The organism is Streptomyces sp. cg40 (assembly GCF_050320165.1).
Lineage (GTDB): Bacteria > Actinomycetota > Actinomycetes > Streptomycetales > Streptomycetaceae > Streptomyces > Streptomyces hokutonensis.
Genome location: NZ_CP190128.1, coordinates 1859046 through 1881366, shown reverse-complemented (window position 1 = coordinate 1881366; position 22321 = coordinate 1859046). Strand labels below are relative to the sequence as shown.

Here is a 22321-nt window from a genome sequence, read left to right as displayed (position 1 = left end):
CGACTTTTCGCTAGGCTGCGCACATGGCCGAAGCACCCCTCCCCGCGATCCGCTCCCTCCCCAGCTGGCTCCTCGGCCGAGCCGCCGCCCGCGGCCGGGCCCTCGTCGCCGACGCCCTGGCCGCCGAAGGCCTGAAGATGTGGCACCACGTGGTCCTCTCCGCCGTCCGCGACCTCGCTCCCGTCGCCCAGGCCGACCTCGGCCGCGGCGTCGGGCTCGACCCCAAGGACCTCGTCGGCGTCCTCAACGACCTCCAGTCCGCACACCTGGTCGTCCGTGAACCGGACCCGAAGGACCGCCGCAAGAACGCGGTGTCCCTCACGGTGGAGGGCGCACGGCTGCTGAAGCGGTGCGAGAAGGCGGCCCGCGAGGCCAATGACCGGCTCCTCGCCCCGCTCACGGCGGCCGAACGCGACCGGTTCATGGACCTGTTGATCCGGATCTCCGGTACGGAGGGCTGACGGGAGCTAACGTTCCGTCATGACCCCACCGCAGACTCCCGAACCCCGGCTCGCCCTCGACCCCGCGCGCACCGCCCTGGTCCTCGTCGACCTGATGGACCGCATCGTCGCGCTGCCGCTCGAGCCGTACAAGGGCACCGAAGTCCTCTCCGTGGCCGAGGAGTTGGCCGCCGCCTTCCGCTCCGCCGGAGCGCTCGTCGTACTGATCCGGGTCGAACGCCCCGGCATCACCGAACAGCCCTCCGGCAGCGGACTCGCCGCCGGACTGGCCGGGGACGGCGACCTGGAGATCGTGAAGCGGACCATCGGCGGCTTCCAGGGCACGGGACTTGACGAGCACCTGCGCCAACGGGGCGTCGGCACCCTGGTGTTCGGCGGGATCGCCACCAACCTCGGCGTGGAGTCCACCGCCCGCGCCGCCGGCGACCTCGGCTACGAACTCGTCTTCGTCGAGGACGCGATGAGCGCGTTCACCGCGGCCGAGCACCAGGCGTCGGTCAAGCTCGACTTTCCGAGGCTGGGGTCCGTCGTGACGGCGGCGGAGGTGGGTTTCACGCCGGGAGGCTGACGCACCCTGTGCTCAAGGCGGTCGAGAAGTGCGGCCCGGCCGTCAGACGAGCACGGTGCCGCCGTCCACGACCACCGTCGAACCCGTGCTGTAGCCCCCGCGCATCAGATACAGATACGCCTCGGCGACATCGGCCGGCTCGCCGATCCGGCCCACCGGGAGCGACCCGGCGACGGACTCGAACAGTCCGTCCCGGTCCTCCTCGCCCAACTCCCGCCACAGCCCGGTGCGGACCACACCGGGTGCCACCACGTTGACCCGCAGCGGCGCCAGCTCCAGGGCCAGCGCCCGGGTCAGCGACTCCATCGCCCCGCACAGCGCGGCGCCGACGGACGTACCGGGCAGCGGCCTGCGCCCGGCGGTCCCCGTGGTCAGCACCACCGAACCACCCTCCCGGATCGACCCGGCACCGTACTTCACCGCCGTGTACGCACCCCACAACCGGGTGTCCAGGAACGCCCGGGACCGCCCGAGGTCGGACTCCGCCACGCTCTCCATCAGCAGCGCCTCACCCGCCGTGTACACCAGGTGGTCGTAGTCGCCGAGCTCCGCGAAGAAGTCCCGTACGGCGTTCTCGTCGCTCGCGTCGAGCACCCGGCCCTCCGCGTCCTCGGGAAGCCGCTTCAGCGCCGCGTCCACGCTCTCCTGCCGGCGTGAGGCGACCACTACCCGGGCGCCCTCCCGCCCGGCGGCCTCCGCGACCGCGAGCCCGATGCCCGCCGTACCGCCGATGACGACGATCCGCTGTCCTCGCAGTCCCATGTCATGCCCCTCTCCGTGTCGCTGTGACGCCCTCCAGCCTGCGGTCGCCGCGACCCCGCCGTCCAAGACCTCTTCCGGCGTCGGCGATACCCTGAAGGCATCGCCGACGGTAACGGCAACAGCGGGGAGGTGGTGGGACCCATGGACCTCGACCTGCGGAAGGTCCGCTACTTCGTGGCGGTGGCCGAGCTGCTCCACTTCGGGCGCGCGGCGGAACAGCTCCACATCGCGCAGCCGGTGTTGAGCCGTCAGATCCGGTCCCTGGAAAAGGACTTGGACGCCACCCTCTTCGAACGCGACAGCCACGGCGTGACCTTGACGGCCGCCGGACGCCAACTCCTCGACGAGGGACGGACCTTGCTCGCCTCCGCGAACGCCACCCGCCGCAGGGTGCAGCGCGCCGCCCACGGGCCGCACCGCCTCGTCGTCGGCTTCCGCGCCGGTGTCGTGATCACCCCCACGCTGCGCGCCTTCGCCGCCGCCCGTCCCGACGCCGAGGTCAAGGCCCGCCGGGTCGAATGGGACGACCAGGAACAGCTGATCCTCGACGGCACCGTCGACCTCGCCTATCTGCGCCGCCCGATCCGCGAACAGGGCCTCACCCTGCTCCCGCTGTTCACCGAGCCCCGGGTGGCGATGCTCCCCGCCGACCACCGGCTCGCCGGCAAACCGGACCTCGTCCTGGCCGACCTCGACGGCGAGACCTGGTTGCGCTACCTCAACCCCCACCCCGACCCCGACGACGTACCGATCCGCAGCATCGAGGAGAAGTTCGAGAACGTCGCCTCCGGAGCGGGCATCACCCTCGTCCCCGTCTCCGTCGCCGAGCAGTACTCCCGCCCCGACATCACCTACGTCCCCGTCACCGACGCCGAACCCGACGAGGTGATCCTCGCCTGGGAGACGGCACGCCACTCACCTCTCGTCACGGAGTTCGTACGGGCCGCACAGGGCGTCGAGGGCCGGGACTGAGGCGGGGCCCCTGCGGCGCAGGGGGCGCTCCCCGCCGGCCGGGGCCCCGCCGCCGTGCCGCGGGGCGGGGGCGTCAGCCCTGGGTGGCCGCGGCCGTCAGGGCGATGCGGTCCTTGCCCGCGTACACGTTCATGTTGCTGCCGCGCAGGAAGCCCACCAGGGTCAGCCCGGTCTCCGCCGCCAGGTCCACGGCCAGCGACGAGGGCGCCGACACCGCCGCCAGCACCGGGATCCCGGCCATCACGGCCTTCTGCGCCAGCTCAAACGACGCCCGGCCGGAGACCAGCAGGATCACCCGGGACAGCGGCAGGTCCCCGTTCTGCAGGGCACGGCCGACCAGCTTGTCGACCGCGTTGTGCCGGCCCACGTCCTCCCGTACGTCCAGCAGCTCGCCCTCCTCGCTGAACAGGGCCGCCGCGTGCAGACCCCCGGTCCGGTCGAAGACCCGCTGGGCCGCGCGCAGCCGGTCGGGGAGGCTCGCGAGCAGCGCGGGCTCGACACGGACCGGGGGAGTGTCGGCGATCGGCCAGCGGGTCGTCGTACGGACCGCGTCCAGGCTCGCCTTGCCGCACAGACCGCACGACGACGTCGTGTACACGTTCCGCTCCAGCGTGATGTCCGGAATCACCACGTCCGGGGCGGTCCGCACGTCGACGACGTTGTACGTGTTCGTCCCGTCGACCGTCGCCCCCGCGCAGTACACGATGTTCCGCAGATCGTATGCAGTCGCCAGTACACCTTCGCTGACCAGGAATCCGGCCGCGAGCGCGAAGTCGTCGCCCGGAGTCCGCATCGTGATCGCGAGGGGTTTGCCGTTGAGCCTGATCTCCAGGGGTTCCTCGGCGACGAGCGTGTCCGGACGGCTGGAGACCGCGCCGTCGCGGATCCGGATCACCTTGCGTCGTTCCGTGACTCGTCCCATGTCCTGATCAGCCCCGGTTCTGTACGTGTCGGTACGTGCTGGTGGCCGAAACGGCCCTTGCTGCGAAAGTCGCCCCAGGTCACCCGGTCGCTGTGCGGCGAGGTGACCTTCACGCTCCCATTGTCCTGCACGTGCCGGGTGGGCCGGTGGCCCACCCGCTCCTCCTCACGCCGCGCTCCCCAGCGCGAGCAGGTCCGAGATGGCGTGCACGGTGCGCAGGGTGGGCACCTCCACGCCGGTGATCTCCGCCAACTCGACCACGGCCGCGAGCAGTACGTCGAGTTCGAGCGGCTTGCCGCGCTCCAGGTCCTGGAGCGTCGAGGTGCGGTGGTCGCCGACACGCTCCGCGCCCGCGAGCCGCCGCTCGATGGAGACACCGACCTCGCAGCCCAGCGCCTCGGCGACCGAGAGCGTCTCGGTCATCATGATCTCGATGACCCTGCGGGTACCGCCGTGCAGACACATCTGCCGCATGGTGGCGCGGGCCAGCGCGCTGATCGGGTTGAACGAGATGTTGCCGAGCAGCTTGAGCCAGATGTCGTTGCGCAGCTCCGGCTCGACCGGGCACTTCAGCCCGCCGCCCCGCATCGCCTCGCTCAGCGCGAGACAGCGCGCCGAGACGCTCCGGTCGGGCTCCCCGATCGAGAACCGGGTGCCTTCGAGATGGCGCACGACTCCCGGTCCCGCGAGCTCCGTCGCCGCGTAGACGACACAGCCGACGGCCCGCTCGGGCGCGAGCACCGCACTGACCGCGCCGCCGGGGTCCACACTCTCGACGCGCTGCCCGTCGTAGGGGCCGCCGTGCGCGTGGAAGTACCACCAGGGGATGCCGTTCTGGGCCGCCACCACCGCCGTGGTGTCGTGCAGCAGGGGCTCGATGAGCGGCCCGCACGCCGCGTACGAGTTGGCCTTCAGGCCGAGGAGGACGAAGTCGACCGGGCCGATCTCCGCCGGGTCGTCGGTGGCATGGACGCGGGCGGTGAAGTCGCCGCGCGGGCTGAGGACCTGGACGCCGTGCTGCCTCATGGCCGCGAGATGCGGTCCACGGGCGACGAGATGCACATCGGCGCCCGCACGGTGGAGCGCGGCACCGACATAGGCGCCGATCGCACCGGCGCCGAGGACTGCGACTTTCACTGGGACTCTCCGTTCGGTCGAGGGAGTACCGCGGAGGTGGCTGCTGTGGCTGGAATGGCTGCCGTCCGGCCAGTGCGGGCGGCGTCGAACACCGCCGAACAGTGTCGACGAAATATTGTCTACAGTATGGAGTTGGGGGTCTGCAAGGGTTCGGACAGCGGCCGTTGCGTCAACTACCGTTCCGGCGGCGACCGTTCGGCGCACTCTGCATACCGCTCATCGCATACGGTCGACGCGCCGCCTTCTCAACTCCCTTGTCACTCCCTACCGTCCGGGATCATGAGTCCCCCAGTAGCACCCCCGGCGTGGAGCCGCTGGCTGGTTCCCCCCGCCGCCCTCTCGGTGCATCTCTCCATCGGCCAGGCCTACGCCTGGAGCGTCTTCAAGCCGCCGCTCGAATCCTCACTGAACCTCAGCGGCACGCAGAGCGCGCTGCCCTTCCAGCTCGCCATCGTCATGCTCGGCCTCTCGGCCGCGTTCGGCGGCACCCTCGTCGAACGCAACGGACCGCGCTGGGCGATGACCGTCGCCCTGATCTGCTTCTCCTCCGGCTTCCTGATCTCCGCGCTGGGCGCGGAGACGAAGCAGTTCTGGCTGATCGTCCTCGGCTACGGCTTCGTCGGCGGGATCGGCCTCGGCATCGGCTACATCTCACCGGTCTCGACCCTGATCAAGTGGTTCCCGGACCGGCCCGGCATGGCCACCGGCATCGCCATCATGGGCTTCGGCGGCGGCGCGCTCATCGCCTCCCCGTGGACGGCCCAGATGCTGAAGTCGTTCGGCTCCGACAACACCGGTATCGCCCAGGCGTTCCTCGTACTCGGTCTTTCGTATGCGGTATTCATGACACTCGGCGTGCTGCTCGTCCGGGTACCGCGCACCGAGGACCTCAAGGAGACGCCGAGCACGCCGAGCGTCCTCTCCGGCGTGCAGGTCTCCGCCAACAGCGCCATACGGACACCGCAGTTCTGGTGCCTGTGGGTCGTCCTGTGCATGAACGTGACCGCGGGCATCGGCATCCTGGAGAAGGCCGCCCCGATGATCACGGACTTCTTCGCGGACACCTCCACACCGGTCTCCCTGTCGGCCGCCGCCGGCTTCGTCGCCCTGCTCTCCGCCGCCAACATGGCGGGCCGTATCGGCTGGTCGTCGACCTCCGACCTCATCGGACGCAAGAACATCTACCGCGTCTACCTGGGCGTCGGCGCCATCATGTACGCGCTCATCGCCCTGTTCGGCGACTCCTCGAAACCCCTGTTCATCCTGTGCGCGCTGGTCATCCTCTCCTTCTACGGCGGCGGCTTCGCGACCGTCCCCGCGTACCTGAAGGACCTCTTCGGGACCTACCAGGTCGGCGCGATCCACGGCCGGCTCCTCACCGCCTGGTCCCTGGCCGGTGTCCTCGGACCGCTGATCGTGAACTGGATCGCCGACCACCAGAAGGACGCCGGCAAGCACGGCGCCTCCCTCTACGACACCTCCTTCATCATCATGATCGGGCTGCTCGTCATCGGGTTCGTCGCCAACGAACTCGTCCGGCCCGTCGACGCCCGCCACCACATCCCCGCCCCGAGGGAGGCCGCCGATGTCGAACGACAGCAGTCAGAGCCCGCCTGACCGACGACCGCTGATCGCCTTCGCCTGGCTCTGGGTCGGCGCACCCCTCGTCTACGGCCTCTACGAACTGATCCTCAAGGCGAAGCAGCTGTTCACCGGCTGAATGTTCGGTGCATACCGTCGACCACAGGACGGATGACAGAAGCCGACAACGCGGACGACGGTTTCCTGTGGCATCACCTGCCGTCGTACCCGCGAGTCACTGGCAAGACTGGTGGATCCCGCTACCCAAGGCACCGAGGGGAACCACCCATGAACGGCACGCGGATCGCCGCCGTCGGCCACTACCAGCCCGCCAAGGTACTCACCAACAAGGACCTGGCGGGCATGGTCGACACCAGTGACGAGTGGATCACCTCCCGGGTGGGCATCCGCACCCGTCACATCGCCGGACCCGACGAACCCGTCGACGAGCTGGCCGCGCACGCCGCCGCCAAGGCACTGGCCGCCGCCGGCCTGACGCCCGGGGACATCGACCTCGTCCTGGTCGCCACCTCCACGGCCGTCGACCGCTCCCCGAACATGGCCGCCCGCGTCGCCGCCCGCCTCGGCATCCCCTCGCCCGCCGCCATGGACGTCAACGTCGTGTGCGCCGGCTTCACCCACGCCCTGGCCACCGCCGACCACGCCGTCCGCGCAGGAGCGGCCGTACGGGCCCTGGTCATCGGCGCCGACAAGATGTCAGAGGTCACCGACTGGAGCGACCGTACGACCTGTGTCCTCGTCGGCGACGGAGCTGGCGCCGCGGTCGTCGAGGCCGCCGACGAACCCGGCATCGGACCGGTCCTGTGGGGATCCGTGCCCGAGATGGGTCACGCGGTACGGATCGAGGGCACGCCCCCGCGCTTCGCCCAGGAGGGGCAGAGCGTCTACCGCTGGGCCACCACCCAGCTCCCGCCCATCGCCCGCAAGGCCTGCGAGAAGGCCGGCCTCACCCCCGCCGACCTGGCCGGCGTCGTCCTCCACCAGGCGAACCTGCGCATCATCGAGCCCCTCGCCGAGAAGATCGGCGCCGTCAACGCGGTCGTCGCCCGCGATGTCGTCCAATCGGGCAACACCTCCGCCGCGAGCATCCCCCTCGCGTTCTCGAAGCTCGTCGAACAGGGTGCCGTCCGCACCGGCGACCCCGTCCTGCTGTTCGGCTTCGGCGGGAATCTGTCGTACGCCGGCCAGGTCGTACGGTGCCCGTGACCTGCGCACACGCCCAGGTGTGACCTTGGATGTGACGAGGTCGACTCCCGCCCCCTCTGGCTACTGTGCGCCGTAGACTGTAGACGATAGACAATCGATACTTGGTCGTACGGCCGCGTACAGCCACTGTCTGCTGGCTACTGTCTGCAAAATGCCGATGTTGCCCAGGAGGGGGACCGCGATGTTGTCGCAAGGACTGCCGCAGGGGGCGGTGCCCAAGCTCGAACGCCCGGGCCCGCTGCGCGACCGTGTCTACGAGGCGCTGCTCGAACTCATCACCACGCGCGCCCTGCGGCCCGGCCAGCACCTCGTCGAGAGCGAACTCGCCGGGCACCTCGGAGTGTCCCGGCAGCCCGTGCGGGAGGCGCTGCAGCGGCTCAACACCGAGGGCTGGGTCGATCTGCGGCCCGCCCAGGGCGCGTTCGTGCACGAGCCGACGGAGGAGGAGGCCGACCAACTCCTCACCGTACGCACCCTGTTGGAGGCCGAGGCCGCCCGGCTCGCCGCCGCCGACGCGGGCAGCGCCGGTATCGCCGTCCTGCGGGAACTGTGCGCGGAGGGCGAGCGAGCCGTCGACGCCGACGACGTGGACGCCGCCGTCGCCATGAACGCCCGCTTCCACGCCAAGGTCATGGAGCTGGCCGGCAACGCGGTCCTCGCCGAACTCGCCGCACAGGTCGACCGCCGGGTCCGCTGGTACTACACACCGGTGGCCCGGCAGCGCGGCCTGACGTCCTGGATCGAGCACCGTCACCTGATCGACGCGATCGAGGCCCGCGACGAGCTGCGCGCGAGCCTGCTGATGCGTGAACACACCGAGCACACCCGGCGGTCGTACCACGAGCGCGAGAAGTCCTGAGCCCCACAGGGCTTCCGACGCGCAGACAGGCACGAAGGCGAAACCGATGGCCCTCCCGTCCCGGGGAGGGCCATCAGCACGTCCAGGTGCGCGATGCCGTCGTACGAACTGTCAGGTCGCGGGCTGTGGTTGGGGAGCGGTGCTCAACTCCCTGTCCCTGCGGCCCGGTTGGCGCAGCAGCAGTGTGATCGCCGCCGCCACCATCGAGACGCCGCCGGCCAGGGCGTACGCCCCGTTGTAGCCCCAGGCCGCCACCACCATCGAGCCGAGGCCGCCGCCGAACAGGCCGCTGATGAGCTTTCCGCTGTACACCAGGCCGTAGTTGGTGGCGTTGAAGTTCTCGCCGAAGTAGTCCGGGGTGAGGGCGGCGAACATCGGGTAGAAGGCGCCGCCGCCGAAACCGGACAGGAACGCGAAGAACAGGAACAGCCACTCGCTGCGCAGATGGCCGGCCCAGATCACACCGAACTGGGCCAGGCCCAGCACGACGATGACGAAGACCAGGGTGAGTTTGCGGCCCCACAGGTCGGACAGCCAGCCGACCACCGCGCGGCCGATGCCGTTGATGACGGCCATGACGCCCATCGACGAGGCCGCCACCAGCGGGCCGAAGCCGACGTCCTTCGCGAAGTCGACCTGGAAGGAGATCCCGAAGATCGACACCCCGGCGGTCAGCACGATCGACAGCCACATCAACGGCAGCATGCCGGTCCGGATTGCCTCCTTCGGCGTGAACTGCCGTACGGCAGGGGGGTTCTTGGCGAGGCTCGTGGCGCTCCTGCCGCTGCCGCCGTAGGTCAGCGGATCGATGTCGGCGGGCCACCAGTTCTTCGGCGGGTCCTTGAAGAAGAACGCGCACCCGAACACCACGATCAGGATGTAACAGCCGATCAGATCCAGGACCCGGTGGTAATTCCCGGTGTCGAAGGCGTAGTTGAAGATGAAGATGAACGGCAGCGAACCGTACGCGAAGCCGCCGTTGACGAACCCGGTGCGGGCGCCCCGCCGTTCGGGGAACCACTTGCCGACCATGTTGATGCACGTCGCGTAGACCAGACCGGCGCCGATGCCGCCGATCACGCCGAAGCCGATGATCGCCAACCACACGTTGTCCAGATGGGACAGCGCGAGGAAACCGATCACGCACAGCACCGAGCCGGTGTACATCGCCTTGCGGGCCGTCAGGATGCCCTTCTCCCGCAGCCAGCCGGCCGGGAAGGCGATGCCGGCCTGGAAGAAGACCCAGACGCTCAGGATCCAGAAGGTGTTGCTCTGCGTCCAGCCGTGCGCGCTGGACAGGGTGTCCTCCGCCGAGCCGTACGCGTACTCGAAGACACTGATCGCCATCATGGCGATCCACGGCAGATAGATCATGATCTTGCGAGAGTGGCCGAGGATGTCCCGGTCGGTCTCACCGACGCGGTAGACACGGCCGTTGGTGTCGGTCACTTCACGGTAGGGACGGTTCGCGGCGCCGGATTCGTTCGTGGTGATGGGATCTGCGGTCATGTCACGCCATCTCCTCGCCGAGCGGTTGCGGGTTGGGGGCGATACGCCGGGCGCTGGGCCTGCCCGGAGCCTTGAGGAAGAGCGCCAGCACCGCGGAGGCCAGACCCACCGAACCGGCCAGCACGAACGCGCCGTGGTAGTCCCACTCACCGACGACGACCGCGCCCAGACCGGAGCCGACGAGCCCCGAGATCAGCTTCGAGCTGTAGACCATCCCGTAGTTGCTGGCGTTGTTGTTCTCACCGAAGTAGTCCGCCGTCATGGCCGCGAACAGCGGGAAGATCGCCCCGCCGCCGAAACCCGAGACCATCGAGCAGAACAGGAAGAACGGCATGCTGCCCATCTGGCCCGAGACCAGCACACCGAACTGGGCGGTACCCAGCACAATGCATACGATGATCAGCGTGTGACGGCGGCCGAAACGGTCCGAGATCCAGCCGATGACCCCGCGCCCGGTGCCGTTCACGATCGCCTTCAGGGACATCGCCGTGGCCACGATCCCGCCCGCGAAGCCCATGTCCTTGCCGAACGGCACCTGGAAGGCGATACCGAAGATGTTGATGCCGGCCGTGCACAGCAGACAGAACCACATCATCCAGAGCACCGGAGTACGAGCGGCCTCCCTCGGTGTGTACTGCTTGACCGCCGGCGGGTTCTTCTCCAACGCCCGCCGGATCCTGGGGTCCTGAGCCACCGTCAGCGGATCGACGTGCGCGGGCCACCAGTTCTTCGGCGGATCACGGAAGAACCAGCCCGCCGACGCCACCACCAGACACAGCCCGATGCCGACCAGGCTGAGCAGCACCTTGTAGTTGCCCAGGTCCAGCACCGAGGTGAACAGGAACACGAACGGCACTGACCCGTAGGCGAATCCGCCGTTCACGAAGCCCGTCTTGCCGCCCTTGCGCTCCGGATACCACTTGCCGACCATGTTCACGCACGTCGCATACACAAGACCGGCGCCGATACCGCTGCACATACCGAATCCCAGGTACGCGACGAGCACGTTCGGTGCGAACGCCAGCGCGAGATAGCCCAGCAGCGTGCCGAGCGCGCCGATCAACATGGCCGTACGGGCGGGCAGTCTGCCGCTCTCCCGCAGTTGCCCGGCCGGGAAGGCCACGGCCGCCTGGAAGAACACCCAGACGCCCATCAGCCAGAAGATGTGCCCACTGCTCCACAGATGCGCGTCGTGGAGCGTGTCCTCCGCCGACGTGAACGCGTACTCGGCGGAACTGATGCCCATCATGCCCACCCAGGGCAGGACGACCATCCACTTGCGGGTACGGCCCATGATGTCCACATCGGATTCTCCGATGCGGTACACGCGGCCGTGACGGTCCGTCACCTCCCTGAAAGGGACGGACGTCGAGTAGTCCGTTGTTGCCATCGCTCAGTGCCCCTTGCGTCGAAAGTTCTGGCCAGCGCCCCCTGTCCATTGCCTTTCGTGTGCGCACGGGTCCCCGGGGCCGGCCGACCGCACTGTCGGCCGGCCCCGCGTCGGCTCACGTCATGAACCACCGCCCAACAGCCCCGCCGCACGCGCCCATTGGTACTTCGCGCCGAGCACGGCCACCGGCTTCTCCGTCGTGTACGGGTACGCCACGACCCCGCGCTCGTACAGGTACTGGCAGGCCTCCTCGACCTCCACGTCACCCGCGAGCGACGCCACCACCGGCTTCTCGATGCCGCGCTCCCTGAACTCGGCGACCACGCGCGCGGTGAGCTCCGCGAAGACCATCGGGGGAGTGACGATGGTGTGCCAGTAGCCGAGGACCAGCGCGTGGATGCGCGGATCCTCCAACCCGAGCCGGATCGTCGCCTCGTACGTCGACGGCGGCTCGCCCCCGGTGATGTCCACCGGGTTGCCGGCGGCCCCGAAGGGCGGGATGAACTCCCGGAAGGCCGCGTCCAGATCCGGCGGAATCTCCATCAGGGACAGGCCGTTGTCGGTCACCGCGTCCGAGAGCAGCACACCACTGCCGCCGGCACCCGTGATGACAACGACGTTGTCACCTTTGGGAGTTGGCAGCACCGGTAGCCCGCGCGCGTACTCCAGCATGTCGTTGAGCCCGGGGGCACGGATGACACCGGCCTGCTTCAGGATGTCCGTGTACACGGCGTCGTCGCCGGCCAGCGCGCCCGTGTGCGACCCGGCGGCCTTCGCGCCCGCCGCCGTACGACCGGCCTTCAGCACCACAACCGGCTTACGGGGTACGGTCTTTCGGGCCGCCTCGACGAACGCGCGGCCGTCCTTGAGGTCCTCCAGGTGCATCGCGATGCACTCCGTGTGCGGGTCCTCGCCGAACCAGGTCAGCAGGTCGTCCTCGTCGAGGTCCGACTTGTTGCCGAGCCCGACGATCGCCGACACACCGGTCTTCGTGGTCCGCGCGAACCCCAGGATGGCCATGCCGATGCCACCGGACTGCGAGGTCAGCGCCACCCCGCCCTTCACGTCGTACGGCGTGCAGAACGTGGCGCACAGGTCCTGCCAGGTCGAGTAGTAGCCGTAGATGTTCGGCCCGAGCAGCCGCACGCCGTAACGCTCGGCGATCTCGACTATCTCCTCCTGGAGTTGGACCTCCCCGGTCTCGGCGAACCCGGAGGGGATGAGGACGGCGTTGGGGATGTGCTTGCGACCCACCTCCTCCAGCGCCGCTGCCACGAACTTGGCGGGAATGGCGAAGACGGCCACATCCACCTCACCGGGAACGTCCGTGACACTCTTGTACGCCTTGCGGCCGAGGATGTCATCGGCCCGGGGGTTCACCGGGTGGATCTCGCCGGCGAAACCACCGTCGACGAGGTTGCGCATCACCGAATTGCCGATCTTGCCCTGCTCGTTGGAGGCACCGATCACGGCGACGGAGGCCGGCTCCATCAGACGGCGCATGGTCGTCAGGATCTCGTCGCGTGTATACCGTCGACGGGCTACCGGCTGCGACTCGGCGAGGATGACACGGATGTCCGCCGCGACCGCGCCCTCGGGCGTTGCGATCACCGGGTTCAGGTCCACCTCGGCGATCTCCGGGAAGTCCGCGACCAGTTGGGACACCCGGCGGATCTGCTCGGCGATCGCCCACCGGTCGACGGCCGGCGCGCCGCGCACCCCGCGCAGGATCTCCGCCGCCCGGATCGAGTCCAGCATGGACAGCGCCTCGTCCGCGCTCACGGGCGCCAGCCGGAACGTCACGTCCTTCAGCACCTCGACCAGCACCCCGCCGAGCCCGAACGCGACCACCTTCCCGAACGTCGGATCGGTGACCGCCCCGACGATGACCTCCTGCCCCTGCGGCAGCAACTCCTGTACCTGGACGCCCTCGATACGGGCGTCGGCGCTGTACGCACGCGCGTTGTCGACGATCCGGTGGAACGCGGCCCGTACGTCCGCCGCGCCCTCCACCCCGACGATCACGCCACCCGCGTCGGTCTTGTGCAGGATGTCGGGCGAGACGATCTTCATCACGACCGGTCCGCCGAACCGCGCCGCGTACGCCACGGCCTCGTCGACATCGGTCGCCAACTCCTCGCCCGGTACGGCGATCCCGTACGCGTCGGCGATCACCTTGCCCTCCGGCGCGGTCAGCGCGAGCCGCCCCTCGGCCCGCACGGAGTCGAGCAGGGCGCGCACCTTCAGCACCCGGTCCTCTGCCATCACGTCAGATCACCCCGTTCGACTTGAGGAGGCGCAACTCTTCGTCGCCGAGACCGAGTTCGCCGATGTAGACCTCTTCGTTGTGCTCGCCGAGCAGCGGTGAACTGGTCACGTCCACGGGGGAGTCGGAGAGCTTGAGCGGGCTGCCGACGGTGACGAACTCGCCGCGCTCGGGGTGCGGCACCGTCACGACCATCTCGTTGGCGACCAGCGAGGCGTCCTCGATGATCTCCCTGGTCGAAAGGATCGGCCCGCACGGGATGTTGTGGGCGTTGAGCTTCTCCAGTACCTCCCACTTGGGCAGCGTGGCCGACCACTCCTCGATCAGCTGGAACATCTTGGCCAGCTGCGGCAACCGGGCCTCGGGCGTGGCCCACTCGGGATCCTCGGCCAGTTCGGGCCGGCCGATCAGCTCGGTGAGCGGCTCCCAGCCGACGGGCTGCACGATGACGTACACGTAGTCGTTCGGGCCGCCCGGCGCGCACTTCACCGCCCAGCCGGGCTGGCCGCCGCCGGACGCGTTGCCCGAGCGGGGCACCTCGTCGCCGAAGTCCTCGTTCGGGTACTCGGCGAGTGGACCGTGAGCGAGGCGCTGCTGGTCGCGCAGCTTCACCCGGCACAGGTTCAGCACGGCGTGCTGCATGGCCACGTTGACGCGCTGGCCGCGGCCGGTGCTCTCGCGCTGGAAGAGTGCCGCCAGTATCCCGGCTACTGTATGCACTCCTGTGCCGGAGTCACCGATCTGAGCGCCCGTGGCCAGTGGTGGCCCGTCCTCGAAGCCGGTGGTCGACATCGACCCGCCCATGGCCTGCGCGACGACCTCGTACGCCTTGAAGTTGGTGTACGGGCCGTCCCCGAAGCCCTTGATGGACGCATACACGATGCGGGGATTGATCTCCTGTATGCGATCCCAGGTGAACCCCATACGGTCGACCGCGCCCGGCCCGAAGTTCTCGACCATGACGTCCGAGCGCCGGATCAGCTCGGTCAGGATCTCCTTGCCGCGCTCGGTCTTGGTGTTGAGGGTGATGCTGCGTTTGTTGCAGTTGAGCATCGTGAAGTAGAGGGAGTCGACATCCGGGAGGTCGCGCAGTTGCTTGCGCGTGATGTCGCCGGTCGGTGCCTCCAGCTTGACGACGTCGGCGCCGAGCCAGGCGAGCAGCTGGGTGGCGGAGGGGCCGGACTGGACGTGCGTCATGTCGAGGACGCGGATGCCCTCAAGTGCCCTGGCGGTCATGGCCGTTCACCTCACTTGTACATCGTCTGGTTCATGGTTCCGGGGGCGTACGCGTCCGGGTCGACCCAGACGTTGATCAGTGACGGCTTGCCCGACTCGCGGGCACGTTGCAGGGCCGGGGCGATGTCGGCGGGGTCGCGGACCTCCTCGCCGTAACCGCCCAGCATCTGGGCGAACTTGTCGTAGTGCACGTCCCCGAGGGTGTTGCCGACCCGCTCGCGTTCCAGGCCGTACTTGGCGGCCTGGCCGTAACGGATCTGGTTCATCGAGGAGTTGTTGCCGACGATGCCGACGAACGGGAGGTCGTAGCGGACGAGGGTCTCGAAGTCCCAGCCGGTGAGGGAGAACGCGCCGTCGCCGAACAGTGCGACGACCTCCTTGTCCGGTCGCGCCTGCTTCGCCGCGAGGACGAACGGGATGCCGACGCCGAGGGTGCCCAGCGGGCCCGGATCCATCCAGTGGCCGGGCGACTTGGGCTGGACGACCTGCCCGGAGAACGTGACGATGTCGCCGCCGTCGCCGATGTAGATGGAGTCCTCGGTGAGGAAGTCGTTGATCTCGCTGACCAGACGGTACGGATGGATCGGTGACGCGTCCGACTTGAGACTGGGCAACCGCTTCTCGATCGCGGCCTGTTCGGCGGCGCGCAACTCGTCGAGCCACTCCTTGCGCCTGGACGCACCGCCGTTGAGCCGTCCGGAGGCGGCGTCCGCGACCGACTTCAGTACGAGCCCGGCGTCGCCGACGATGCCGAGGTCGATGTCGCGGTTCTTGCCGACGGTGCGGTAGTCGAGGTCGATCTGCACGACGGTCGCGTCGGGGGAGAGGCGCTTGCCGTAGCCCATGCGGAAGTCGAAGGGCGTGCCGACGATGACGATGACGTCGGCGTGGGAGAAGGCGTACCGGCGCGAGAGCTGGAAGTGGTGCGGGTCGCCGGGCGGAAGCGTGCCGCGGCCCGCGCCGTTCATGTAGGCGGGGATGTTGAGGGTGCGGACGAGGTCGATGGCCGCCTCGGTGCCGCGAGTTGTCCACACCTGGCTGCCCAACAGGATCGCCGGCTTCTCGGCGTGCACGAGCAGGTCGGCGAGCTTCTCGATCGCCTCGGGGTCGCCGGCCGAGCGCGTCGAGGCGCGGTAGGCGCCGGCCCTGGGCACCCGCGCCTTGCTCACCGGCACCTTGGCGTCGAGGACGTCGCGAGGGATCTCCAGGAAGGAGGGCCCGGGCGCGCCGTGGTAGCACTCGCGGAACGCCATCGACACCATGTCCGCGGCGCGCGCCGTGTCCGGCACGGTCGCAGCGAACTTGGTGATCGGCGTCATCATGTCGACGTGCGGCAGGTCCTGGAGTGACCCCATCTTGTGCTGGGTGAGGGCCCCTTGGCCGCCGATCAGCAGCATCGGGGACTCCGCGCGGAACGCGTTGGCGACACCGGTGACGGCGTCGGTCGTACCGGGACCCGCGGTGACGACCGCGCACCCGGGCCTGCCGGTGATCCGTGCGTAGCCGTCCGCCGCGTGGGCTGCCACCTGCTCGTGGCGTACGTCGACGACTTCTATGCCCTCGTCGACGCAGCCGTCGTAGATGTCGATGATGTGGCCGCCGCACAGGGTGTAGATGCGGTCGACCCCCTCGGCCTTCAGGGCTTTGGCGACGAGATGACCACCGGAAATCACGTCCTGGGTGTCGTCGGGCATGGCGAAGTCCTGTCCCTTCGTAGGGGTTTGGAAGGCTCTCGCGGTACATTGCATACAGTCGACGAATACTGTATGAAGCTTGTTATCCCGCATCCAGTGGGTGGTGTCCAGGGGGCGTGCGGCACTTTTAAGTGGGAGCCGAGAGGGAGCCGAGATGGACCTGTACGAGCACCAGGCAAGGGAACTCTTCGAGGAACACGGCATCTTGGTGCCCCGGGCCGAGGTCACCTCCTCGTCCAGGGAGGCACGCGGGATCGCCCGCCGTCTGGGCGGCCGAGTCGTGGTGAAAGCCCAGGTGAAGACCGGTGGACGGGGGAAAGCGGGCGGGGTGAAGTTCGCCGCCGACCCGGCCGCCGCCGAGCTGACCGCACGGCAGATCCTCGGCATGGACATCAAGGGCCACACGGTCGGCACGGTGATGCTGGCCCAACCCGTCGACATCGAGAGCGAGTTCTACGTCTCCTACGTCCTCGACCGCGCGGCCGGCCGTTTCCTCGTGATCGCGTCCGCGGAGGGCGGTATGGAGATCGAGGAGATCGCCGCCCGTCGACCGGATGCGGTCGCCCGTATGCACATCGACCCCGCCGAGGGCGTGACCTCGGCGAAGGCGGCCGAGATCGCCGAGGCGGCCGGGCTGCCGCCGCGGACCGTCGACGTCCTCGTCCGACTGTGGGAGGTGCTGGTCCGCGAGGACGCGGTCCTCGTCGAGGTCAACCCGCTCGTGCGCACCCGGCAGGGGCAGATCCTCGCCCTCGACGGCAAGGTCACCCTCGACGACAACGCCCGCTTCCGGCAGGCCCGTTGGGGAGCCGACGGTGCGACGCACGACGATCCGCTGGAGACCGGGGCAGCCGCGAAGGGGCTCAACTACGTCAAACTCGACGGCGAGGTCGGCGTCATCGGCAACGGCGCGGGCCTGGTCATGTCGACGCTCGACGTGGTCGCCGGATGCGGTGCCCGCCCTGCCAACTTCCTCGACATCGGGGGCGGGGCCTCGGCCCAGATCATGGCCGACGGGCTCTCCGTCATCCTCTCCGACCCGGCCGTGAAGTCGGTGTTCGTCAACGTCTTCGGCGGGATCACCGCATGCGACGCGGTGGCCGACGGGATCGTGCGGGCCCTGGACACGGTTCAGTTGACCAAGCCGCTGGTCGTCCGGCTCGACGGAAACAACGCGGCCCGAGGGCGGGCGATCCTCGACGGGCACGCGCATCCACTGGTCCAGCAGGCCACCACCATGGACGGCGCCGCCCGCCGCGCCGCCGATCTCGCCAACGCACGCTGAGGAGCTGGGACATGGCGATCTACCTCACCAAGGAGAGCAAGGTCCTCGTCCAGGGCATGACCGGCGGCGAGGGCATGAAGCACACCCGCCGGATGCTCGCCGCCGGCACGAACGTCGTCGGCGGCGTCAACCCGCGCAAGGCCGGCCGCACCGTCGACTTCGACGACCGGGCCGTCCCCGTCTTCGGGTCGGTCGCCGACGGTATGCGGTCGACGGGAGCCGATGTCACCGTCGTGTTCGTACCGCCCGCCTTCGCCAAGGCCGCCGTGACCGAGGCCGCCGACGCGGGCATCGGCCTCGCCGTCGTCATCACGGAGGGCATCCCCGTCCACGACTCGGTCGCCTTCACGGCGTACGCCAGGTCCAAGGGCACCCGGATCATCGGCCCCAACTGCCCCGGCCTCATCACCCCCGGCCAGGCCAACGCCGGCATCATCCCCGCCGACATCACCAAGCCGGGACGCATCGGCCTGGTCTCCAAGTCCGGCACGCTCACCTACCAACTCATGTACGAACTACGGGACATCGGCTTCTCCACCTGCGTCGGCATCGGTGGAGATCCCGTCGTCGGCACGAGCCACATCGACTGCCTCGCCGCGTTCCAGGACGACCCCGACACCGAACTCGTGGTGCTCATAGGGGAGATCGGTGGCGACGCGGAGGAGCGGGCGGCCGCGTACATCCGCGACCACGTCACCAAGCCGGTCGTCGGCTACATCGCCGGTTTCACCGCGCCCGAGGGGAAGACGATGGGTCACGCCGGCGCCATCGTGTCCGGCTCCTCCGGTACCGCCGCGGCGAAGAAGGAGGCACTGGAAGCCGTCGGGGTCAGGGTCGGGCGTACGCCCACGGAGACCGCCCGGCTGGTGCTCGACCGGCTGGAGGCGGCCCGGGAGGCGACAGGTGACGTCACTCATAGTTGATGTGACGTGACTGTCGGGCTCCTTCGGGTGCAACTAGCTTCAGCCGTACGACGGTTCGCGCTTTGGACCGTTCCTGCCTCACCCCGCCCCGACTGTGCACCGAGAGCGGAGCAGAAGCATGGCATCAACCCTCACGCCCGGTTCCACCTCCACCCATCGCCCCCCGACCCTCAAGGCGGGTACGACCTGGAACGACGCCTGGCGGCGTTGTCTCGCCGTCGCGCCCGAGGCGTTCCAGGACGACCGTGTCCTCAACCTCTGGAACGCCGCCTGGCAGCGGGACGGCCGGGCCCTGCCCGCCACCACCCCCGTCGACGGCAGCCCCATCGCCGGACCGCCCCGGCTGGACCGGTCCACCGCCCACCAGGCCGTCCGCGCCTCCCTCGACCAGCACCGGGCCTGGCGGCACGTCCCGCTCGACGAACGGCGGGCCCGCGTCGCCGCCACGCTCGACGCCCTCACCGAGCACCGCGAACTCCTCGCGCTGCTGCTGGTCTGGGAGATCGGCAAGCCCTGGCGGCTCGCGCAGGCCGACGTGGACCGTTCCATCGACGGGGTGCGCTGGTACGTCGACGGCATCGAACCGATGCTCGCCGGCCGCACCCCGCTCGACGGCCCGGTGTCGAACATCGCGAGCTGGAACTACCCGATGAGCGTGCTCGTCCACGCGATGCTGGTCCAGGCGCTGGCGGGCAACGCGGTCATCGCCAAGACCCCGACCGACGGCGGCGTCGCCTGCCTCACCCTGGCCTGCGCGCTCGCCGCACGCGAGGGCATCCCCGTCACCCTCGTCAGCGGCAGCGGCGGCGAACTGTCGGAGGCGCTGGTCCGGGCGCCCGAGATCGGCTGCGTCTCCTTCGTCGGCGGGCGCGACACCGGGGCCGCGGTGGCCACGGCCGTCGCCGACCTCGGCAAACGCCACGTACTGGAACAGGAAGGACTCAACACCTGGGGCATCTGGAACCACACGGACTGGGACACCCTCACCGCCGTGATCCCCAAGCTCTTCGACTACGGCAAGCAGCGCTGCACCGCGTATCCACGCTTCGTCGTCCAGCGCGAGCTGTTCGACGAGTTCCTCACCGCCTACCTCCCCGCGGTCCGAACTCTGCGCGTCGGCCACCCTCTTGCCGTCCGGCACGCCGAAGACCCCTTCCCCGAGCTGGACTTCGGCCCGGTGATCAACGCGGCCAAGGCCAAGGAACTCCACGACCAGGTGGCCGAGGCGATCGACCGCGGCGCCGTGCCGCTGCACCGCGGCACGCTGTCCGAGGCCAACTTCCTTCCCGGACAGGACACTTCGGCGTACGTCCGCCCCGTCACGCTCCTCAACCCGCCGTCGTCGTCCCCGCTGCACCACGCGGAGCCGTTCGGCCCGGTCGACACCATCGTCCTGGTCGACACGGAGGCGGAGCTGCTGGCCGCGATGAACGCGTCCAACGGTGCGCTGGTCGCCACCCTGTCCACCGACGACCGGGCGACCTACGACCGACTGGCCCCGCAGATAAGGGCGTTCAAGGTCGGGCACGGCAAGCCGCGTTCGCGCGGTGACCGCGACGAGTTGTTCGGCGGGTTCGGCGCCTCCTGGCGCGGTGCCTTCGTCGGCGGCGAACTCCTCGTCCGGGCGGTGACGCACGGGCCGGTGGGGGAGCGGCTGCCGGGCAACTTCCCGGAGTACCAGCTCATGCCGTGACCGGTCCCCGTCGGCTCACGCGGTGATCCGCGGCCGGGCGGCACTCGCGTCCGTCGAGTGCCGCCCGGCGATGATCTCGTCGGCCAGCCAACGGGCCACGCCCCGCGGATACGGGCGGGGCAGGCTCAGCACGATGTGGTTCATCCCGGCGTCGACGAGCCGCCCGACCGTCTCGCGGGTCGCGGCCGGCTCGTCGTACGACACCAGGACCTGCACCGAACGCGTGATCGCGGCCGGGTCGCGGCCCAGTTCGGCGCAGTGCGCGTCGAGGACGCGGGCGCGCTCGGCGACGTACTCGACGGTGTTGTGCGGCGGCCCTGGAACGTTCCACATGTCGGCGTGCTCGGCGACCAGCCGCAGCAGCCGGGTGCCCCAGCCGCCGATCAGCAGCGGGGGGCCGGGCCGCTGGACGGGCTTGGGTTCGCAGCGTGTACCCCGGAGTTGGTAGTGACGGCCCTCGAAGTCGAAGACGTCCCGGGTCCACATCCCCTTCAGGATCGCGACGGTCTCCGCGAGCCGCTCGACGCCCTCGCCCGGCGGGACGAGCGAGAGGCCGTAGGCCGCGTACTCCGCGATCGCCGGATTGGCACCCGGGATTCCCCCGGCGCCGGCCGGCTGATGCGTCCCGCCGACGCCCAGCCCGAGCACGAGACGCCCGCCCGAGATCACGTCAACGGTCGACGCCATCTTGCCGAGCACGGCCGGCGGGCGGACACGGTTGCTGGTGACGAGGAGGCCGAGCCGCAGCCGCTCCGTCCGGGCGGCGAGCGCGCTGAGCAGCGTCCACCCTTCGTGTATCTGTCCGTCCGCCGGCCCGGCGACCGGCAGCAGGTGGTCCCACAGCCAGGCGTCCGCGATCTCCGGCACGGCGTCCGCCTCCAGCCAGACCCGCCGGATGTCCTCGTACGACACATGCATGGGTGTGGTCTTGATCCCGAAGCTCACAGTGGTCTCGTCCGTCATGGCCGTCAGTCTAGTAAATCATCAGCTCTACTGACGATCAGGGGAGGGATTCATGTGGGGATACAGTCGGGGAATGTCCAACGATCAGTCGCCCAGCCCCCTGGAGTCCCGGCTCGGCTACCTCCTCAAGCACGCCCAGGCGAAGCTGGCCAGGGCGTCGGCCGAGGCGCTCGCCCCGCACGGTGTCGACGGTCATGAGCTGGCCGTACTGGTGGTGCTCGCCGCAGGGGAGCCGTTGTCGCAGGTCGAAGCCGCCGGACGGCTCGGGGTCGACCGCACCACGATGGTGTCGCTGATCGACGGCCTGGAGGACCACGGCCTGGTCGTGCGGCGGCGCAGCCCGCAGGACCGCCGCAAGAACATCGTCGAACTGACGCCCGAAGGGCAGGACTGCCTGCGGCAGGCTGAGACGGCCCGTCGAGCGGCGGAACGGCGATTTCTGGCACCGCTGGACGAGGCGGGGGCGGTGGCGCTCGTACGGGCGCTGCAGGCCCTGGTGCTCGACGGGCGGGAGCCGGAATCCGGTGCGCGTCCGTAGCGGTGCGTTCACCCGTCGTGGCGGAGTACCCGCAGGTGGCAGGCCCCGCGCGGCCGGTTCCGCGGGGGCGGATATGCAGGTGAAAGGCACTCCGAAAGCTTGGTATTGTTGTCCATGTCGCCGCGGGGAACACCCCCGGTCGGGCGGCGGACACCTCGTCCGGGTGGCGGAATGGCAGACGCGCTAGCTTGAGGTGCTAGTGCCCTTTATCGGGCGTGGGGGTTCAAGTCCCCCCTCGGACACCAGCTGAGACCCCACTTCACGTGGGGTTTTCTGCTTGCCAGGGCCGTCGTGCGGTCGGCCCGCAGACGACATCTCACCTACCGGGCAGCCCC

The 22321-nt window shown here is 69.5% G+C and carries 20 protein-coding genes and 1 tRNA gene; 12 read left to right on the top strand and 9 right to left on the bottom strand.

Translation table 11 applies throughout. The features are described from left to right. Positions 1-23 precede the first annotated feature (23 nt). The gene (locus tag ACQHII_RS08380; protein ID WP_427918659.1) at positions 24-461 is read left to right on the top strand and encodes a MarR family winged helix-turn-helix transcriptional regulator; all 438 of its coding nucleotides are present in this window, start codon (positions 24-26) and stop codon (positions 459-461) included. Between the two features lie 19 nt (positions 462-480). Then, complete coding sequence (locus tag ACQHII_RS08375; RefSeq protein ID WP_427918658.1) at positions 481-1029, top strand: isochorismatase family protein; 549 nt, start codon at positions 481-483, stop codon at positions 1027-1029. A 42-nt stretch (positions 1030-1071) separates the two neighbouring features. Here ACQHII_RS08375 and ACQHII_RS08370 read toward each other — a convergent pair whose 3' ends face one another. Next, positions 1072-1791 (bottom strand): SDR family oxidoreductase, encoded by a 720-nt coding sequence (locus tag ACQHII_RS08370; protein ID WP_427918657.1) that lies wholly within the window; start codon positions 1789-1791, stop codon positions 1072-1074. A 141-nt stretch (positions 1792-1932) separates the two neighbouring features. Between ACQHII_RS08370 and ACQHII_RS08365 the strand changes: the two genes are divergently transcribed. Then, on the top strand, positions 1933-2763 hold the full coding sequence (locus ACQHII_RS08365) for a LysR family transcriptional regulator (RefSeq protein ID WP_427918656.1): 831 nt from the start codon (positions 1933-1935) through the stop codon (positions 2761-2763). Positions 2764-2836: 73 nt separating this feature from the next. On the opposite strand, the gene fdhD is transcribed toward ACQHII_RS08365, so the two are convergent. Together fdhD and ACQHII_RS08355 are read right to left on the bottom strand one after the other, a co-directional pair. Continuing rightward, positions 2837-3685: a formate dehydrogenase accessory sulfurtransferase FdhD gene (gene fdhD, locus ACQHII_RS08360; RefSeq protein ID WP_427918655.1), complete on the bottom strand. Its 849-nt coding sequence runs from the start codon at positions 3683-3685 to the stop codon at positions 2837-2839. Positions 3686-3850: 165 nt separating this feature from the next. Next, the gene (locus tag ACQHII_RS08355) at positions 3851-4822 is read right to left on the bottom strand and encodes a 2-dehydropantoate 2-reductase (protein ID WP_427918654.1); all 972 of its coding nucleotides are present in this window, start codon (positions 4820-4822) and stop codon (positions 3851-3853) included. Between the two features lie 279 nt (positions 4823-5101). On the opposite strand from ACQHII_RS08355, the gene ACQHII_RS08350 reads away from it, so the two are divergent. The 4 genes from ACQHII_RS08350 (at position 5102) to ACQHII_RS08335 (ending at position 8489) form a co-directional block, all read left to right on the top strand. Beyond that, positions 5102-6439 (top strand): OFA family MFS transporter, encoded by a 1338-nt coding sequence (locus ACQHII_RS08350; protein ID WP_427918653.1) that lies wholly within the window; start codon positions 5102-5104, stop codon positions 6437-6439. After that, positions 6408-6542: an MFS transporter small subunit gene (locus ACQHII_RS08345; RefSeq protein WP_019073074.1), complete on the top strand. Its 135-nt coding sequence runs from the start codon at positions 6408-6410 to the stop codon at positions 6540-6542. The genes ACQHII_RS08350 and ACQHII_RS08345 overlap by 32 nt, the downstream gene beginning before the upstream one ends. Before the next feature lie 149 nt (positions 6543-6691). Further along, on the top strand, positions 6692-7630 hold the full coding sequence (locus ACQHII_RS08340; protein ID WP_427918652.1) for a beta-ketoacyl-ACP synthase III: 939 nt from the start codon (positions 6692-6694) through the stop codon (positions 7628-7630). A 181-nt stretch (positions 7631-7811) separates the two neighbouring features. Further along, a complete protein-coding gene (locus tag ACQHII_RS08335; RefSeq protein WP_427918651.1) occupies positions 7812-8489 on the top strand; it encodes a GntR family transcriptional regulator in 678 nt (225 codons plus the stop codon). Between the two features lie 111 nt (positions 8490-8600). On the opposite strand, the gene ACQHII_RS08330 is transcribed toward ACQHII_RS08335, so the two are convergent. From ACQHII_RS08330 to ACQHII_RS08310, 5 genes are all read right to left on the bottom strand, one after another. Beyond that, positions 8601-9998, bottom strand: a complete 1398-nt coding sequence (locus tag ACQHII_RS08330; RefSeq protein ID WP_427918650.1) for an OFA family MFS transporter — start codon at positions 9996-9998, stop codon at positions 8601-8603. 1 nt (position 9999) lies between these two features. Continuing rightward, positions 10000-11388 (bottom strand): OFA family MFS transporter, encoded by a 1389-nt coding sequence (locus ACQHII_RS08325; protein WP_427918649.1) that lies wholly within the window; start codon positions 11386-11388, stop codon positions 10000-10002. 120 nt (positions 11389-11508) lie between these two features. Beyond that, entirely contained in the window at positions 11509-13653 is a 2145-nt protein-coding gene (locus tag ACQHII_RS08320) for an acetate--CoA ligase family protein (RefSeq protein ID WP_427918648.1), read from the bottom strand. Between the two features lie 4 nt (positions 13654-13657). Then, entirely contained in the window at positions 13658-14890 is a 1233-nt protein-coding gene (gene frc / locus ACQHII_RS08315; RefSeq protein ID WP_427918647.1) for a formyl-CoA transferase, read from the bottom strand. 11 nt (positions 14891-14901) lie between these two features. After that, positions 14902-16584: a thiamine pyrophosphate-binding protein gene (locus tag ACQHII_RS08310; RefSeq protein WP_427918646.1), complete on the bottom strand. Its 1683-nt coding sequence runs from the start codon at positions 16582-16584 to the stop codon at positions 14902-14904. A 154-nt stretch (positions 16585-16738) separates the two neighbouring features. Here ACQHII_RS08310 and sucC point away from each other — a divergent pair, with 154 nt between their 5' ends. The 3 genes from sucC to ACQHII_RS08295 all read left to right on the top strand — a co-directional run bounded on the left by sucC (position 16739) and on the right by ACQHII_RS08295 (position 20485). Next, positions 16739-17869, top strand: coding sequence for an ADP-forming succinate--CoA ligase subunit beta (gene sucC, locus ACQHII_RS08305; protein WP_427918645.1), 1131 nt, complete (start codon positions 16739-16741; stop codon positions 17867-17869). Positions 17870-17880: 11 nt separating this feature from the next. Further along, complete coding sequence (gene sucD / locus ACQHII_RS08300) at positions 17881-18792, top strand: succinate--CoA ligase subunit alpha (RefSeq protein ID WP_427918644.1); 912 nt, start codon at positions 17881-17883, stop codon at positions 18790-18792. 118 nt (positions 18793-18910) lie between these two features. Further along, the gene (locus ACQHII_RS08295) at positions 18911-20485 is read left to right on the top strand and encodes an aldehyde dehydrogenase family protein (protein ID WP_427918643.1); all 1575 of its coding nucleotides are present in this window, start codon (positions 18911-18913) and stop codon (positions 20483-20485) included. A gap of 15 nt (positions 20486-20500) precedes the next feature. On the opposite strand, the gene ACQHII_RS08290 is transcribed toward ACQHII_RS08295, so the two are convergent. After that, a complete protein-coding gene (locus tag ACQHII_RS08290) occupies positions 20501-21448 on the bottom strand; it encodes an LLM class flavin-dependent oxidoreductase (RefSeq protein ID WP_427918642.1) in 948 nt (315 codons plus the stop codon). A gap of 73 nt (positions 21449-21521) precedes the next feature. On the opposite strand from ACQHII_RS08290, the gene ACQHII_RS08285 reads away from it, so the two are divergent. Together ACQHII_RS08285 and ACQHII_RS08280 are read left to right on the top strand one after the other, a co-directional pair. Beyond that, positions 21522-21986 carry a MarR family winged helix-turn-helix transcriptional regulator gene (locus ACQHII_RS08285; RefSeq protein WP_427918641.1) on the top strand — a complete coding sequence of 155 codons (465 nt, stop codon included), beginning with the start codon at positions 21522-21524 and terminating at the stop codon, positions 21984-21986. A gap of 157 nt (positions 21987-22143) precedes the next feature. Next, positions 22144-22231, top strand: a tRNA-Leu gene (locus tag ACQHII_RS08280). Positions 22232-22321: the final 90 nt, after the last annotated feature.